The sequence below is a fragment of the Pseudomonas sp. TKO26 genome (assembly GCF_003225665.1).
Classification (GTDB): Bacteria; Pseudomonadota; Gammaproteobacteria; order Pseudomonadales; family Pseudomonadaceae; genus Aquipseudomonas; species Aquipseudomonas saponiphila.
The window spans coordinates 33914-49559 of sequence record NZ_QKLN01000037.1 but is presented as its reverse complement, the minus strand read 5'-3'; the positions used below and the strand labels follow the sequence as shown (position 1 = coordinate 49559).

The 15646-nt window shown below is 62.9% G+C and carries 15 protein-coding genes; 11 read left to right on the top strand and 4 right to left on the bottom strand.

The features are described from left to right. Window positions 1-15: 15 nt before the first annotated feature. Window positions 16-1371 carry a sensor histidine kinase gene (locus DNK59_RS25930; protein WP_110725086.1) on the bottom strand — a complete coding sequence of 452 codons (1356 nt, stop codon included), beginning with the start codon at window positions 1369-1371 and terminating at the stop codon, window positions 16-18. Then, the gene (locus tag DNK59_RS25925; protein WP_110725085.1) at window positions 1358-2080 is read right to left on the bottom strand and encodes a response regulator transcription factor; all 723 of its coding nucleotides are present in this window, start codon (window positions 2078-2080) and stop codon (window positions 1358-1360) included. Before DNK59_RS25925 ends, DNK59_RS25930 begins: the two co-directional genes overlap by 14 nt. Before the next feature lie 218 nt (window positions 2081-2298). Between DNK59_RS25925 and DNK59_RS25920 the strand changes: the two genes are divergently transcribed. From DNK59_RS25920 to DNK59_RS25905, 4 genes are all read left to right on the top strand, one after another. Further along, a complete protein-coding gene (locus DNK59_RS25920; protein WP_110725084.1) occupies window positions 2299-5052 on the top strand; it encodes a response regulator in 2754 nt (917 codons plus the stop codon). Window positions 5053-5115: 63 nt separating this feature from the next. Continuing rightward, the gene (locus DNK59_RS25915) at window positions 5116-6105 is read left to right on the top strand and encodes a 2-hydroxyacid dehydrogenase (RefSeq protein WP_092311728.1); all 990 of its coding nucleotides are present in this window, start codon (window positions 5116-5118) and stop codon (window positions 6103-6105) included. 87 nt (window positions 6106-6192) lie between these two features. Then, a complete protein-coding gene (locus DNK59_RS25910) occupies window positions 6193-6630 on the top strand; it encodes a hypothetical protein (RefSeq protein ID WP_092311726.1) in 438 nt (145 codons plus the stop codon). Beyond that, window positions 6627-7031, top strand: coding sequence for an META domain-containing protein (locus DNK59_RS25905; protein WP_110725083.1), 405 nt, complete (start codon window positions 6627-6629; stop codon window positions 7029-7031). The genes DNK59_RS25910 and DNK59_RS25905 overlap by 4 nt, the downstream gene beginning before the upstream one ends. A 121-nt stretch (window positions 7032-7152) precedes the next feature. Here DNK59_RS25905 and DNK59_RS25900 read toward each other — a convergent pair whose 3' ends face one another. After that, window positions 7153-7617, bottom strand: coding sequence for a TlpA disulfide reductase family protein (locus DNK59_RS25900; RefSeq protein ID WP_092311720.1), 465 nt, complete (start codon window positions 7615-7617; stop codon window positions 7153-7155). A gap of 138 nt (window positions 7618-7755) precedes the next feature. Here DNK59_RS25900 and arsC point away from each other — a divergent pair, with 138 nt between their 5' ends. From arsC to DNK59_RS25865, 7 genes are all read left to right on the top strand, one after another. Next, window positions 7756-8109 (top strand): arsenate reductase (glutaredoxin), encoded by a 354-nt coding sequence (gene arsC, locus DNK59_RS25895; protein ID WP_092311717.1) that lies wholly within the window; start codon window positions 7756-7758, stop codon window positions 8107-8109. Then, window positions 8106-8711, top strand: coding sequence for an NAD(P)H:quinone oxidoreductase (gene wrbA, locus DNK59_RS25890; protein ID WP_016965678.1), 606 nt, complete (start codon window positions 8106-8108; stop codon window positions 8709-8711). The genes arsC and wrbA overlap by 4 nt, the downstream gene beginning before the upstream one ends. Continuing rightward, a complete protein-coding gene (locus tag DNK59_RS25885) occupies window positions 8704-9126 on the top strand; it encodes a DUF2069 domain-containing protein (RefSeq protein ID WP_110725082.1) in 423 nt (140 codons plus the stop codon). The genes wrbA and DNK59_RS25885 overlap by 8 nt, the downstream gene beginning before the upstream one ends. Before the next feature lie 97 nt (window positions 9127-9223). Further along, window positions 9224-9895 (top strand): DNA-3-methyladenine glycosylase I, encoded by a 672-nt coding sequence (locus DNK59_RS25880; protein WP_092311709.1) that lies wholly within the window; start codon window positions 9224-9226, stop codon window positions 9893-9895. 611 nt (window positions 9896-10506) lie between these two features. Then, window positions 10507-11028 carry a histidine phosphatase family protein gene (locus DNK59_RS25875; protein WP_110725179.1) on the top strand — a complete coding sequence of 174 codons (522 nt, stop codon included), beginning with the start codon at window positions 10507-10509 and terminating at the stop codon, window positions 11026-11028. Between the two features lie 340 nt (window positions 11029-11368). Continuing rightward, window positions 11369-13021, top strand: coding sequence for a lipid IV(A) 4-amino-4-deoxy-L-arabinosyltransferase (gene arnT, locus DNK59_RS25870; RefSeq protein WP_110725081.1), 1653 nt, complete (start codon window positions 11369-11371; stop codon window positions 13019-13021). A gap of 116 nt (window positions 13022-13137) precedes the next feature. Then, window positions 13138-14673: a glycosyltransferase family 39 protein gene (locus tag DNK59_RS25865; RefSeq protein WP_110725080.1), complete on the top strand. Its 1536-nt coding sequence runs from the start codon at window positions 13138-13140 to the stop codon at window positions 14671-14673. Window positions 14674-14733: 60 nt separating this feature from the next. Here the strand turns inward: DNK59_RS25865 and ttcA are convergent, their stop codons facing one another. Continuing rightward, complete coding sequence (ttcA, locus tag DNK59_RS25860) at window positions 14734-15558, bottom strand: tRNA 2-thiocytidine(32) synthetase TtcA (protein ID WP_092311700.1); 825 nt, start codon at window positions 15556-15558, stop codon at window positions 14734-14736. Window positions 15559-15646: the final 88 nt, after the last annotated feature.

Sequence of the window (15646 nt, the reverse complement as noted above, 5' to 3'; positions counted from 1 at the left end):
GGCCAGGGCCCGCGCTCAGGCTCCCGGCAAGCGCAGATGCAGACGCAAGCCACGCTCCCGGTTCTGCGCCCACAACTGCCCGCCCTGGCGCACCACCGCATTGCGCGCGATGCTCAGGCCCAGGCCGAAGCCGCCATCCCCCGGCCGCGATCCATCCAGACGGATGAACGGCGCGAAGATCCGCTCCAGATCCTCTTCGGCCACGCCAGGCCCCTGGTCGTCCAGCCACAGGTGCCAATACTCGCCATCCCGTTGTCCGGCCAGGGTAATTCGCGCGCCGGCCGGGGAATGACGGATGGCATTGCGCAGGATGTTTTCCAGGGCCTGGGCCAGGGTATTGAGATGGCCGCGCACCCAGCAATCGGCGTCCAGTTCACAGCACAACTGCGCCGCCGACCAGCCGCTTTCGAAGCAGGCGTTCTCGCTGAGCATCTCCCACAGTGCCTGGACCTGGATCTGCTCCGCAGGCAATGGCCCGCGTTCAGTATCCAGCCAGGCCAGTTGCAGGCTGTCTTCCACCAGGCGCTGCATGCCATCGACCTCCCGGGCCAGGCGCTCGCGCAGCGCCCCCAGGTTCTGCTCGCTGTCACAAGCCACCCGCAGGCGACTCAGGGGCGTGCGCAACTCGTGGGACAGATCGCGCAGCAATTGCTGCTGCACTGCCACGGTGCTCTGCAAGCGTTCGGACATCTGATCGAAGGCCCGCCCCAGCTCTCCCAACTCATCCTTGCGCTCAGTAGTCTCGCTGGACAGACGCACATTCAGCTGCCCGGCCCGCCAGGCGTTGGCCTGCTCGCGCAGCTGGTTGAGCGGTACCACCAGCAAACGGTACAGGCCGACACACAGCAAAAGCGTGAACAGGCCGGGGATCACACCATTGGTGATCACCTGCCAGAACACCCGATAGCGCCCGGGCATGAAGCGCTGTGGCAACTCGATCACCAGGCTGCCCAGAGAGGGATCTTTGGGGAATGGGATTTTCAGCCAAGGCAGACCACGGCCATGTCGGCTCACCGGCCAGTGCGCACCGCGCAGAGAGGTCAGGCGCTGGGCCTCGGCCGCGGTCAGAGACTGACTGCTCAGCGATTGCAGGTCGCTGCCGATGACGCCGACCCAGGTCTGCTCACGACCGGCCATTTGCGCAAGCCAGGCATCGACACCGGCACTCTGGCCGCTGTTCCAGGCTTGCTCGGCCTCAACGGCGTAATGCTCCAAGGTGGCCCGGGCGTCATCGGACAGGTACAGGTTCCTCTGCTCCACATAGCGCCCCCAGGACCAGCTCAGCCAGATCATCAGCAGACAGAAAGCCAGCAGCAGGCAGGCCAGTTTCCAGAACAGCGAATGCCGGCCGGGCAGTTCAGGCCAGCTCATCGGCGGCACTCAAGACGTAGCCCTTGCCCCACACGGTGCGCAACTCCCGCTCGCTGTAGCCCAGTGTCTTGAGCTTGCGGCGAATCTGGCTGACGTGCATGTCCAGGCTGCGGTCATGGGCCGCATAGCCGCGCTGCAGGACATGCTGGTAAAGGAAGGCCTTGCTCAGCACCTCATCGACGTTGCGATGCAGGGTTTCCAGCAGGCGATATTCGCTGCGGGTCAACCCGGCCCACTGCCCGGCAAACAGCACATCGCACAGCTCGTCGTCGAAACTCAGGCTCTGCACATTGCTGCTCGGCAGCGGCAACATCGGCCGCCGGTCCAGGGCCACCCGGCGCAGGATCGCCTCGATGCGCACCTGCAACTCGGCCAGGCTGAAGGGCTTGGGCAAATAGTCATCGGCGCCGAGGCGAAAACCGCTGATGCGATCGGCCTCCGCCCCCAGGGCCGACATCAACAGCACCGGCGTGGAATGACTCTGGCGCAAGCGGGTCAGCAGGGTAAGCCCATCCATGCCAGGCAGCAGGATGTCCATCAGCACCACATCGAAGCTCTGGCTGCGGGCGATCCCCAAGCCTTCCTGGCCGTTGCGGCACCAAGTCACGGCGAAGCCGCAGCGCCCCAGTTGCTCGTGCACATAGGCGCCAAGCACCGGGTCATCTTCAATGCTCAGGATACGGGGAGGCTCAACAGCTTCGGGAGTCATTAGCTTCTGCAAGTCATTCTCAGTTGGGCGATTATTCAAGATTGCCCGGAGCACGGCAACCAATGCCTTGGTCGCAACCTGGCCGCAGGCATTCCAGCCGCGACCGCCAGTGCGCAATTTGCCAAGATCAGCCTTCGGCAAATCGTTACACTGCGCGGGTGGCGCATCACGGACGTGCCCGTAGACCTTTCAAAACCGCGTGGAAGCAGGAGAGTGGCGTGCTCAAGAAACTGGGAATCAAAGGCCGCGTACTGTTGCTGACCTTGTTGCCCACCAGCCTCATGGCCCTGGTGCTGGGCGGTTATTTCACCTGGATGCAGCTCTCGGAACTGCAGGCCCAGCTCCTGCAGCGCGGCGAAATGATTGCCGAACAACTGGCCTCGCTGGTGGCTCCGGCGATGGGCAACCATAACGCGCAGATGCTCGAACGCATCGCCACCCAGGCCCTGGAACAACAGGACGTGCGCGCGGTGTCGTTCCTGGCCCCGGATCGCACGCTGGTGGCCCATGCGGGACCGAGCATGCTCAACCCGCCACTCAGCGGCAACGGCACGCAGCTGATGCAACGCAGCGGCAATGACGCGACCCGCTACCAACTGCCGGTCTTCGGCCACCATCGCAACCTCGCCGGCGACCTGATCCCCGATGAGTCCGACCGCCTGCTGGGCTGGGTGGAACTGAAGCTGTCCCACAGCGGCATGCTGCTGCGCGGCTACCGCAGCCTGTTCGCCAGCCTGCTGTTGATTGCCGCCGGCCTGGCCGGTACTGCCCTGCTGGCGGTGCGCATGGGCCGCACCATCAACAACCCGCTGACCCAGATCAAGCAGGCGGTGGCGCAACTCAAGGACGGCAACCTGGAAACCCGCCTGCCACCCTTGGGCAGCCACGAGCTGGATGAACTGGCCTCCGGCATCAATCGCATGGCCAGCACCCTGCAGAACGCCCAGGAAGAACTGCAGCACAGCATCGACCAGGCCACCGAAGACGTGCGCCAGAACCTGGAAACCATCGAGATCCAGAACATCGAACTGGATCTGGCGCGCAAGGAAGCCCTGGAAGCCAGCCGGATCAAGTCGGAGTTCCTGGCCAACATGAGCCATGAAATCCGTACACCCCTCAACGGCATTCTCGGCTTCACCCACCTGCTGCAGAAAAGCGAGCTGACGCCGCGCCAGCTGGATTACCTGGGCACCATCGAAAAATCCGCCGACAGCTTGCTGGGGATCATCAACGAGATCCTCGACTTCTCGAAAATCGAAGCCGGCAAGCTGGTGCTCGACAGCATCCCGTTCAACCTGCGGGACTTGCTGCAGGACACCCTGACCATCCTCGCCCCGGCCGCCCACGCCAAGCAGCTGGAACTGGTGAGCCTGGTCTACCGCGACACGCCGCTGTCGCTGGTCGGTGACCCGCTGCGACTCAAGCAGATCCTCACCAACCTGGTGAGCAACGCCATCAAGTTCACCCGTGAAGGCACCATCGTCGCCCGGGCCATGCTGGAAGAAGAGCACGAAGACAGCGTGCAGCTGCGCATCAGCATCCAGGACACCGGCATCGGCCTGTCGAACCAGGATGTACGCGCCCTGTTCCAGGCCTTCAGCCAGGCCGACAACTCGCTGTCGCGCCAACCCGGCGGCACTGGCCTGGGGCTGGTGATCTCCAAGCGCCTGATCGAACAGATGGGCGGCGAGATCGGGGTCGACAGTACCCCGGGTGAGGGCTCGGAGTTCTGGATCAGCCTCAACCTGCCCAAGACCCGCGACGACGCCGAGGACCTGCCCGGCCCGCCGCTGCTGGGACGACGGGTGGCGGTCCTGGAAAATCACGAACTGGCCCGCCAGGCCCTGCAGCACCAGTTGGAAGACTGCGGCCTGGAGGTGACCCCGTTCAATACCCTGGAAGCCCTGACCAACGGCATTACCGGGGTGCACCAGAGCGATCAGGCGATTGACCTGGCGGTACTGGGCATCACCAGCAACGACATGTCTCCCGAGCGCCTGAGCCAGCATATCTGGGACCTGGAGCATCTGGGCTGCAAGGTCCTGGTGCTGTGCCCGACCACCGAACAGACGCTGTTCCACCTCTCGGTGCCCAATCCCCACAGCCAGTTGCAGGCCAAGCCGGCCTGCACCCGCAAACTGCGCCGGGCCCTGTCCGATCTGGTCACCCCGCGCCGGCCCCGCAGCGAGCCGGAGGAAACCCTCTCCAGCCGCGCGCCACGGGTGCTGTGTGTCGATGACAACCCGGCCAACCTGCTGCTGATCCAGACCTTGCTGGAAGACATGGGCGCCAAGGTGCTGGCGGTGGACAACGGGTACGCCGCGCTGAACGCGATCCAGAACGAGCCTTTCGATCTGGTGATGATGGACGTGCAGATGCCCGGCATGGACGGTCGACAAAGTACCGAGGCGATCCGCCAATGGGAAAGCGAGCGCCATGGGACGCCGCTGCCGATCGTCGCCCTGACCGCCCACGCCATGGCCAACGAAAAGCGCGCCCTGCTGCAAAGCGGCATGGACGACTACCTGACCAAGCCCATCAGCGAACGGCAACTGGCCCAGGTGGTGCTGAAATGGACCGGCCTGGCGCTGCGCAACCAGGGCCCGGAACGGGCCAGCGAGCGCGCTGAAGTGAGCCTGGAACTGCAAGTGCTGGATCAGGACGAAGGCCTGCGCCTGGCCGCCGGCAAGGCCGATCTGGCAGCGGACATGCTGGCCATGTTGCTGGCATCCCTGGAAGCCGATCGCGAGGCGATCAAAGCCGCCCGGGCGGCCAACGACCACAGTGCCTTGATCGAGCGAGTGCACCGCCTGCACGGCGCCACTCGTTATTGCGGAGTACCGCAGTTGCGTGCCGCCTGCCAACGCAGCGAAACCCTGCTCAAACAGGAGGACGCCAAGGCCTTTGCCGCCCTTGACGAGCTGGACCACGCAATCGGTCGCCTGGCCGCCGAAGCGCGGATCAACGCCTGACCCAGGGCAAGACCCGAACAGTGCCCGGCAGGCATGCTGGGCGCCCCGAACAAGGATGCAAGCATGCGCACGATTCTATTCAGCAGTCAGAACTACGACCGTGAGAGTTTTCTCGGCGCCAGCCTGCCGGCGGGTATCGAACTGCAGTTCCAGGCAGCCCGCCTGAGCCTGGACACCGTGGCCCTGGCCGAACGCCATGAAGTGGTCTGCGCCTTCATCAACGACGACCTGAGCGCCCCGGTACTGGAACAACTGGCCGCCGGCGGCACCCGCCTGATCGCCCTGCGCTCGGCCGGCTACAACCACGTCGACCTGCCTGCGGCGCAGCGCCTGGGCCTGGAGGTGGTGCGGGTCCCGGCCTATTCCCCGCATGCAGTGGCCGAGCATGCGGTGGCGCTGATCCTGGCGCTGAACCGGCGCCTGCATCGCGCCTACAACCGCACCCGCGAGGGCGACTTCACCCTGCACGGCCTGACCGGCTTCGACCTGGTGGGCAAGACCGTGGGCATTGTCGGCACCGGGCAGATCGGCGCCACCTTCGCCCGGATCATGGCCGGTTTTGGTTGCCAGCTGCTGGCTTACGACCCCTTCCCCAATCCGGCCGTCGAAGCCCTCGGCGCCCGTTATCTGGAGCTGCCGCAACTGCTGGCCCAGGCGCAGATCATCAGCCTGCATTGCCCGCTCAATGACCACAGTCGCTACCTGATCAACCAGGAAACGCTGGCCCACATGCAGCCTGGGGCAATGCTGATCAATACCGGGCGCGGCGGCCTGGTGGATACCCCGGCGCTGATCGACGCCCTGAAAAGCGGCCAACTGGGCTACCTGGGGCTGGATGTCTACGAAGAGGAGGCGCAACTGTTCTTCGAGGACCGCTCCGACCTGCCCCTGCAGGACGACGTGCTGGCCCGGCTGCTGACCTTCCCCAACGTGATTGTGACTGCGCACCAGGCCTTCCTGACCCACGAAGCCCTGGCCGCCATCGCCGAAACCACCTTGCACAACATCGCCAGCTGGGCCGCAGGGCAAGCGCAGAATCAGGTCTTGGGGTGACATCGGCGCGGGCTGATCGAAGGTCGCCTGCCCGCAACCTGCGGCGCAGGGGCCCGTGCTAGCATACGCGGCAGATTTGGAGGACCCATGGTCGAACACGATTTCCGCTACAACCTGATGAACCCGCAACACACCCTGATCGAATGCCGCGCACTGGTGCCGGGCCGCTATCAAGTCACCGGCAACGGTGGCTCCATCCGCACCGACGACGTGCTGCTGGTCACCCTCAAAGGCAGCAAGGACCTGTCCATGCGCCTGACGGTGGAAACTGTGCGCCACCTGATCAATCCCGTCGGCCAATGGGTCGCCGTGGCCCGCGGCCCGGTATTCGGCGAACTGGCGATTCACCAGTGGCAGGTCAACTGCGACAGCTGCGCCGCCACCCTCGACTTCGAATTCGCGGTGGATGCCAAGCTGGGCAACAAGGCCCAGAAGCCCGCCGCCAGCGCGCGGATCGCCGAGCTTGGCTGGCGCAGCGAAGGTGAGCAGCACCGCTGCCCGAAATGCCAGCAGGCCGGCCAATGAAACGCCTGATGCTGACTGCGGCGCTGGGGGCCGGCCTGTTGGGCTGTGCCGCCGAGCCGCTGAAGCTGCAACAGGACCGCAGCTATGTTCTGGAATGGATCGGTGAGCGTCCGCTGATCGATTACAGCCACCTGACCATCACCCTGGGCGAGGATGGCCGCGCCTATGGCAATGGCGGCTGCAACCATTGGTTCGCGCCTTACACCCTGGACGGCGAGAAGCTCAGCTTCGGCAAGGTCGGCAGCACGCGCAAACTCTGTGCCCCGGCCTTGATGGAGCAGGAACGCCGCTTTCTACAGGCCCTGGAAAGCATCGAACGCTGGGATGTGTCGCCGATCGAGCAAGTGCGTTTCTGGCCTGCCGAAGGCAAGCCGTTGCGCTGGTGGCAGGAAGAAGGCTGATGTTCCTGTAGCCGCTCCCCAAGGAACAACATCCGGGGGCCTGAATCTCCAGCGAGCTTCAGGCCCCTGCATTCCTTCAGGACCTTCGCAGCCGGCGACAGCCGCTACAGTCCAGGCACCATCAATGCCCGCGCAGGGCCTGCAACTTGGCCAGCACGCCCGCGGCCGTCTGCTCCCCCATCATCTGCTCACGCACCTTGCCCTTGTCGTCGATGATGTAGGTCACCGGCAGCGCCTCGCTGCGTGGCAGTTCGAAGAGTTCCGCCGGGTTCTGCGCCAGCACGGTGAACTTGATCCCCAGCTTCTCGCTGGCGCTCTTGAGTTCTTCACCCTGCACATTGTCGAAATTGACCCCCAGCACGGTGGCCGACTGGCCCTTGAGCTGCTCGTTCAGGGCATTCAACTCGGGGATCTCGGTACGGCAAGGGCCGCACCACTCCGCCCAGTAGTTGAGCACCAGCCACTGCTTGTCGATACGCTCGGCGGCGACTTTGTGGCCATATTGGTCGACCCCGTAGTCATTGCCACAGCCGCCCAGCAGCAGGGTTGTGATGATCGCCAATGCCGCCGCCAATTGCCTTGCCATGCGCTGTTTCCTGTATTGAAAGATGCCTTGAATAACGCTGCCGACCTCGGGTCGCTGCGACCTATCGACTCCCAAGGTTCAGGAGAGCCCGTCGCGCGGGTAGAATAGCCGCCACCTTACGCAAGATGCGACCCGCACATGACCGATCTGACGCTTTATCACAACCCGCGCTGCTCGAAATCCCGCGGTGCGCTGGAACTCCTGGAACAACGCGGCCTAGCCCCGACCGTGGTCCGCTACCTGGAAACCCCACTGGATGCCGCCCAATTGCAACGTCTTCTGGGCAAGCTCGGCATCAGCGCGCGCCAACTGCTGCGCACCGGCGAGGAGGAGTACACAGCGCTCAACCTGGCCGACAGCAGCCTCAGCGAAGAGCAATTGATTGCCGCCATCGCCGGGCACCCGAAACTCATGGAACGGCCGATTCTCGAAACCGCCGACAAGGCCATCATCGGTCGCCCACCGGAAAATGTGCTGGAGATTCTGCCTTGAGCGCGCCGTACATCCTGGTCCTCTATTACAGCCGCAACGGTTCGACCAACGAAATGGCCCGGCAGATCGCCCGCGGTGTCGAACAGGCCGGCATGGAAGCCCGCCTGCGCACCGTCCCGGGAGTTTCCACCGAATGCGAAGCCGTGGCGCCGAGCATCCCCGACAGTGGCGCCTTGTACGCCAGCCTCGACGACCTGAAGCACTGCTCGGGCCTGGCCCTGGGCAGCCCGACCCGCTTCGGCAACATGGCGGCGCCCTTGAAGTACTTTCTCGACGGCACCAGCAACCTCTGGCTGACCGGCGCCCTGGTGGGCAAGCCCGCCGGCGTGTTTACCTCCACCGCCAGCCTGCACGGCGGCCAGGAAGCCACCCTGCTGTCGATGATGTTGCCGCTGCTGCATCACGGCATGCTGATCACCGGCCTGCCCTACAGCGAGTCGGCCTTGCTGGAAACCCGCGGCGGCGGCACCCCTTACGGGGCCAGCCATCATGCTGGGGCTGACGGCAAGAGCCCGCTGGACGAGCATGAAATCGCCCTGTGCCGGGCCCTGGGCCTGCGCCTGGCAAAAACCGCCCTGCAGTTGGAGAACGGCCGTGGCTAAGAAGCCGAAGATCCTGCCGCCGGTGCAATGGCTGGAACCCCGGGTGCGCCTGGCCCGGATCATCAGCCTGATTTGTTTCTTCGGCCTGGTGGGCCTGCTGTGCGGGTATTACCTGCTGGTGGCCGACCTGCACGGTGCCCGGCCCTGGGTGATCCTGCTGATCGAGTTGGTGCCCCTGCTGCTGATGGCGCCCGGCATGCTCAGTGGCAGCGCCCGGGGACACGCGTGGATGTGCTTCGTGGTCAACCTGTACTTCATCAAGGGCGCTCTGGCGGCCTATGATCCGAATCGCCAACTGTTCGGCCTGCTGGAAATGTTCGCCAGCCTGGCGGTGTTCACCTCGGCGCTGCTCTACGTGCGCTGGCGCTTCCAGCTCAACCGCCGGCTCGCCGGCGAAGGCGCTACCGCGGCTTGAACCTGGCGCAAGTTCCCCGGTTCAGGGGAACTTGCAGCGCCACCCAAGACCCCAACCCTGTTCAACCGACTCTCCGACCGCCCCTCCAGGAGCAGGCATGCACGATTACAAATGGCTGAATGAATACTGTCTCAACCGCTTCGGTTCCGCCGCGGCCCTGGAAGCCCAATTGCCAACCCCGGCAAGCAACGAGTATCTGCGTGCCTTGAGCGCTGATCGCTACCTGTCGACACTGGCCTTGCGGGTGTTTCGCGCGGGGCTGAAACACAGCCTGGTGGACGCCAAATGGCCAGCATTCGAACAGGTGTTCTTCGGCTTCGATCCGGACAAGGTGGTGCTCATGGGCGCCGAACATCTGGAGCGGCTGATGCAGGACACGCGAATCATTCGTCACCTGGGCAAGCTCAAGAGCGTGCCGCGCAACGCGCAGATGATCCTCGACGTGGAAAAGCAGCACGGCAGTTTCGGCGCCTTCATCGCTGACTGGCCGGTACAGGACATCACCGGGCTCTGGCAGTACCTGGCCAAGCACGGCAACCAGATGGGCGGCCTGTCGGCGCCACGCTTCCTGCGCATGGTGGGCAAGGACACCTTCATCCCCACCTGGGACGTAGTGGCCGCCCTCAATGCCCAGAACATCATCGACAAGGTGCCCAGTAGCAAACGTGACCAGGCCCTGGTGCAAGCGGTGTTCAACCAGTGGCAGGAGGAAAGTGGTCGCCCCCTGTGCCAGCTGTCGGCGATGCTGGCCTACACCGTCAATCACTGATCCCCCCTCCCTATTGACTGCTTCAGCCACGGACAGTGGTTGGAAGCAGTCTTGCATCGCCCCTGTCCCTCCTTTGGCTGACAGAACGCTGAACTGATTCGCAGTTTTTCAACGCCGTTCTTTTTCTCAGGCTAAAGTTTCACCGGCTTGTCATAGACACCTGAAACAGCAGCGTTAAATGACCGCGACGCACAGGTTCCCTGCGCCCGTCGGTTAGCGAGTAATAACGTTTTTTTCAAGCCTACAGGCTGAACAATTAATGTCTGGCCTTAAACAGGCACGCGCCGCGCCATTCGTTTTTTTCACATCGCTTTCACCAATCCGACACCTGGACTCCCTTAAGTTGGAGGCCAGTGACTACGCTGGTGCCGGTGCGCATGTCGGTCTGCTGCAGAACACTAGTTCCAACCCGAATTAAAAGTATTTCTCAAAAATAGATTCAGGTAAGCGACGTGCACAACATCAAACAAACCAGACCCCGGGCTGAAACCGCCCGCATTCGACGCTCCGGAAAGATCATCATCAGCGCGGTCACTATTACCCTGATCGCCCTGATAAGCGGTTTTGTACTCTGGCCGGCGACTCCTCTGGATCTCGCTGACGATCATCAGATGCAACACAGCGGAATCTATCAACAGTGGAAGGCTGGAGAAGTCATCGCCCTGGTGCGCCACGCCGAGCGCTGTGACCGATCGGCCAACCCCTGCCTGGGCCCGGCAGATGGCATCACCCGATTGGGCAGTGCTACCGCGACCGACCTGGGCAAGGCCTACCGGACCATCGGCATGGACCGTACCGATGTCATCAGCAGCCCCATGACCCGCACCCTGCAAACCGCACAGGCCATGTTCAATCAGGCCACCAGCACTCAGGATTGGTTGTTGAACTGCGCCGACAACTTCGAGAACGATATAAAGGCCCACAAGCTTCAGGGACGCAACCTGATCCTGGTCACCCACAGCGGCTGCATCAGCGATCTGGAGAGCCGCCTGGGCTTCGCCCATGCCCTGGCCACCGAGTACACCAGTTCCTTGTTCCTGACGCTCGGTACAAACGGAAAACTGCAAATACTGGGAATACTGAACGCCAAGAGCTGGCCACAAGTACTTAAAGAAGCGCCGAACAATTTGTAACTTTTTTTGACAACAACACAACAGACTTCATTCAGCGAATCGGCAGACTAACGACCCATATTTAATTGACTTTATTGCAACTTGCACTATTAGAAAGCAGTGCCTTTTACATAAAAACCGCTATAAAAATGCAGCTATTAAAAGCCGGGCAGAACTCACGGAGTTTCACGGGATTTGCAGATGCCTTCATCGCTGACCCTCAACCTGCCCCGGCAACACAACTTGCACGTTGAAATCCGTACCTGACTTCGAGGACAGAAATGCACCGCACTTTACCCACCCGGCTTATGGAACGAGCGCCACACCTTCAGGCAACACTGTGCGTGGGAGTAGCAACGGCATGATCAAGCGTTGGGCGTTGCCATTTCTGCTGTTGGCCTTCAGCCTGTTCTACCTGCTGCCACTGGCCAGCCATGGCCTGTGGATTCCCGATGAAACCCGCTACGCGCAAATCAGCCAGGAAATGCTCCTCAGCGGCGACTGGGTCGCGCCGCACTTCATGGGTATCCGCTACTTCGAAAAGCCCATTGCCGGTTACTGGATGATCGCCATCGGCCAGGCGGTGTTCGGCGACAACCTGTTCGGGGTGCGCATCGCCTCGGCCCTGAGTACCGGTTTGAGCGTGCTGCTGGCTTATCTCATCACTCGCCGGATGTGGAACGATCCACGCAAGAGCTTCGCGGCGGCGCTGCTGTACATGAGCTTCGGCCTGATTGCCGGGCAAGCCGGATACTCCAACCTCGACCCGCAATTCACCCTGTGGGTCAACTTGAGTCTGGTGGCCCTGTGGTTCGCCCTGGACAGCCAGACCACACGCGCTCGCCTCCTGGCCTGGGCGGTGCTCGGCGCGGCTTGCGGCATGGGCTTCATGACCAAGGGCTTCCTGGCGTGGCTGCTGCCGGTACTGATTGCCCTGCCCTATATGCTTTGGCAACGTCGCCTGGGCGAACTGCTGCGCTACGGGCTGGTAGCGGTCCTGGTGGCCATCGGCATCAGCTTGCCCTGGGTGCTCAGCGTTCACGCCCACGAACCGGACTTCTGGCGCTTTTTCTTCTGGCATGAGCATATTCGGCGCTTTGCCGCCGAAAACGCCCAACACACCCGTCCCTGGTGGTTCTACCTGCCCCTGCTGGTCGTCTCCTGCCTGCCCTGGGCATTGCTGCTGCCCGGCACACTGATGCAGGCCTGGAAGGACAAACGCCAGGCCAACAGCGGTTTTCTGCTGTTGTGGTTGCTGCTGCCGCTGGTGTTTTTCAGCCTGAGCCGGGGCAAGCTGCCGACCTACATCATGCCGTGCCTGCTGCCGTTGGCGGTGCTCATGGGTCATGCACTGATCGACCGCATCAGCAACCGCCAGGGTCGAGCCATTCGCCTCAACAGCCTGCTCAATCTGCTGATCGGCGTGGGGGCACTGGTGGCGTTGCTGGTGATCCAGCTCACCCGGCCAGTTTATGGCCACAACGAAATGCTCAGCCTGTCCCTGGTGTTCATCATGCTGATGGGCTGGATCATCGCCAACCTGCTGCCGGCCTCCAGGCCGCTGCAATACTGGCCCGCCCCGGCACTGGGCATCTGGCTGCTGGTGGCGCTGCTGCCCGCCGGCATGCCCGGACTGATCGTGCACAACGAGATGCCCGACCAGTTCATCAAGGAACATCTGCAAGAGCTCAAGCAGACCAAGACCCTGCTCAGCAATGACCTGGGTGCGGCCTCGGCCCTGGCCTGGCGCCTGCAACGTCCGCAGGTGTCGCTGTACAACACCGAGGGCGAACTGAAATACGGCCTGGCTTATCCAGACTCGGAGCAACGCAAGGTGAGCATGGCCGACGTCGGACAATGGATGACCGAGGCTCGCAAGCAGGGCTCCGTGGGCGTGGTCATGCGCGTCAAGAACGTGGTGGAGAACGAGGAAATCGCACTGCTGCCTCCGGGGGGCAAGCGCTATGAAGAGGGCAACCTGCTGATCCTGATCGTGCCGCAGAGCCAACCGTAACCGGCCCCGTAAGCCAGCCAGCGTCAGTGTCGAGCCGTTCGGCACTGACGTTTTTCTAACTGTCCGGCCCTCTGGGCCCGTGCAGTCTTTTCGAGTCACTCCATGGAAACCCGTCTATGAATCTCGATCACAGCGAGCGCAAGGCCCTGATCCTGCTCCTGAGCGTATCGGCGCTGATCCTGTTGCTGGGCCTGGGCTCCCGCGAGTTGTGGGGCCCGGAAACCCGCTGGGCCAACATTGCGTTGCAGATGCTGCAGAGCGGCAATTACTTCGACCCGTACCTCAAAGGCATGCCTTATTACGACAAGCCCCTGCCGTCCTACTGGCTGATCACCGCCAGTGCCTGGTTGATGGGCGGACTGGATCACTGGTCCTTGCGCCTGTCGTCGGTACTCGCCGCCTGGCTGAGCATCTGGCTGGTGTACCTGATCGGTGAGCGAGTGCTCCACAAAGGCACCGGCCTGATCGCCGGCTGGATGCTGGCCACCACCTTCTACTTCGCGTTCTGGGCGCGGGTGGCCACCGCCGACATTCTCACGGTATGCGGGGTCCTGGCTTCCGTCTGGTGGTACTGGCGAGATCCGGACGACACCCGCCTGAGCCGTTACACGGTGTTCTTCCTGCTGCTGGCGGCCACATCGCTGCTCAAAGGGCTGATCGGCTTCGTCTTGCCGGGACTGGTCCTGCTGCCTCACCTGCTCAGCCAGGGCCGCTGGAAACGCCACCTGAATCTGCGCCTGTGCCTGGCCCTGGTGGTGGCCGGCCTGCTGTACATGGTGCCGTTCCTGCTCTCGCACCTGTACGGCACACCGACCTACAGCCAAAGCGGCCTGGACCTGGTGTTTCGGGAAAACGTGGTGCGTTTTTTCGACCCTTTCGACCATCAGGGGCCGATCTATACCTACCTGATCTACCTGCCGGCCTATACCTTGCCCTGGGTTCCCTGCTGGCTGCTCGGCCTGTGGGTTGCCGTGCGCCACTGGCGCCAGTTGCAACCCAACGAGCGCTGGCTGGTCTGGGCCCTGGGCCTGCTGTTCCTGTTCTTCACCGCCAGCGGCAGCCGACGCAGCTATTACGTCTTGCCGCTGGTGCCCTTCGCCCAACTATTGGGGGCCTGGTGGCTGAACCGGCACCTGCAGCGAAAACGCGCCAGCGGCAAACCTGCCGATCGGCGCTGGACCCTGGGCTTTGCCAGCGCGGCAGTGATTCTGCTGTTGGTCCTGGGCGTCGCTTATCCCTGGAGCAATGGCGGTGGCGGAGTGATGCAGTTCGGCGCCCAGGTGAAAACCGAGGCCAGCCGGATCGCGCCCTGGAATCAATGGCGCATGGTGCTGGTGGAAGTGGACAACAAATTGCCGATGTACCTGCAGAACCAGGGAGATGCCTTCTACTACGTGCCGCAAACCGCGGATTTTCCTCGAACCGGCACTAGCGCCGACTTCATGGCCTGGCTGGACCAGACCAGCGGCCAGCACTGGGATCCTCAGCGCACCCTGATATTCGTGCAGCAGGACAAGGATCGACCCTTGATGCTGGAATACCTGGGCAACGACCATCAGCTGATCCGCACCCTGCCCACCAACGGTGAGCGCCTGGCGAAGAAATCCGCAGAGGGCAGCATCGCCTTTGTGCCGCGGGTGCCAGGCGCCTGAAGCCAGGGCCACGGCGTCCCGTGACTGGGGACGCCGCGACCCTGGCTCAGCGATTGCGGATCAGAGGTTCACCACATTGACGAAACGAGGCGTGGCGTTGTCATCGATGCGCAGGTTGGTGAAGTCGAACAGGTTGCGATCCGCCAGTTGCGACGGAATCACGTTCTGCAGACCGCGGAAGATGCTCTCGGTACGCCCTGGGCTCTTGCGCTCCCACTCCTGAAGCATCTCCTTGACCACCTGGCGCTGCAGGTTCTCCTGGGAGCCGCAGAGGTTGCAGGGAATGATCGGGAACTGCTTGAGGTCGGAATAGGCCTGGATGTCTTTCTCGCTGCAGTAGGCCAGCGGACGAATCACCACGTTGCGCCCGTCGTCGGCCAGCAGCTTGGGCGGCATGGCCTTGAGCGAACCGTTGTAGAACATGTTGAGGAAGAACGTCTCGACGATGTCGTCACGGTGGTGACCCAGGGCCATCTTGGTGGCACCGATCTGGTCGGCGAAGGTGTACAGGGTGCCGCGACGCAGACGCGAGCACAGCGAGCAGGTGGTCTTGCCTTCAGGGATCAGTTCCTTGACCACCGAGTAGGTGTCCTTCTCGACGATGTGGTACTCGATCCCCAATTCCTTGAGGTAGGCCGGCAGCACGTGCTCGGGAAAGCCGGGCTGCTTCTGGTCCATGTTCACCGCGACGATCTCGAACTTGATCGGCGCCACCTTCTGCAGGTGCAGCAGCACGTCGAGCATGGTGTAGCTGTCCTTGCCGCCGGACAGGCAGACCATGACCTTGTCGCCCTCTTCGATCATGTTGAAATCGGCGACCGCTTCGCCCGCCTGTCGGCGAAGGCGTTTCTGCAGTTTGTTCTGGTTGACCGTAAGAGTGCCCATGGCGCTTGGAATCCGCGAGGTGTGTGACGAAAAGCCGAGCATTTTAAGCAAAACCCCGGCCCCGTGAAAGCGCCGCAAGATGCCATCC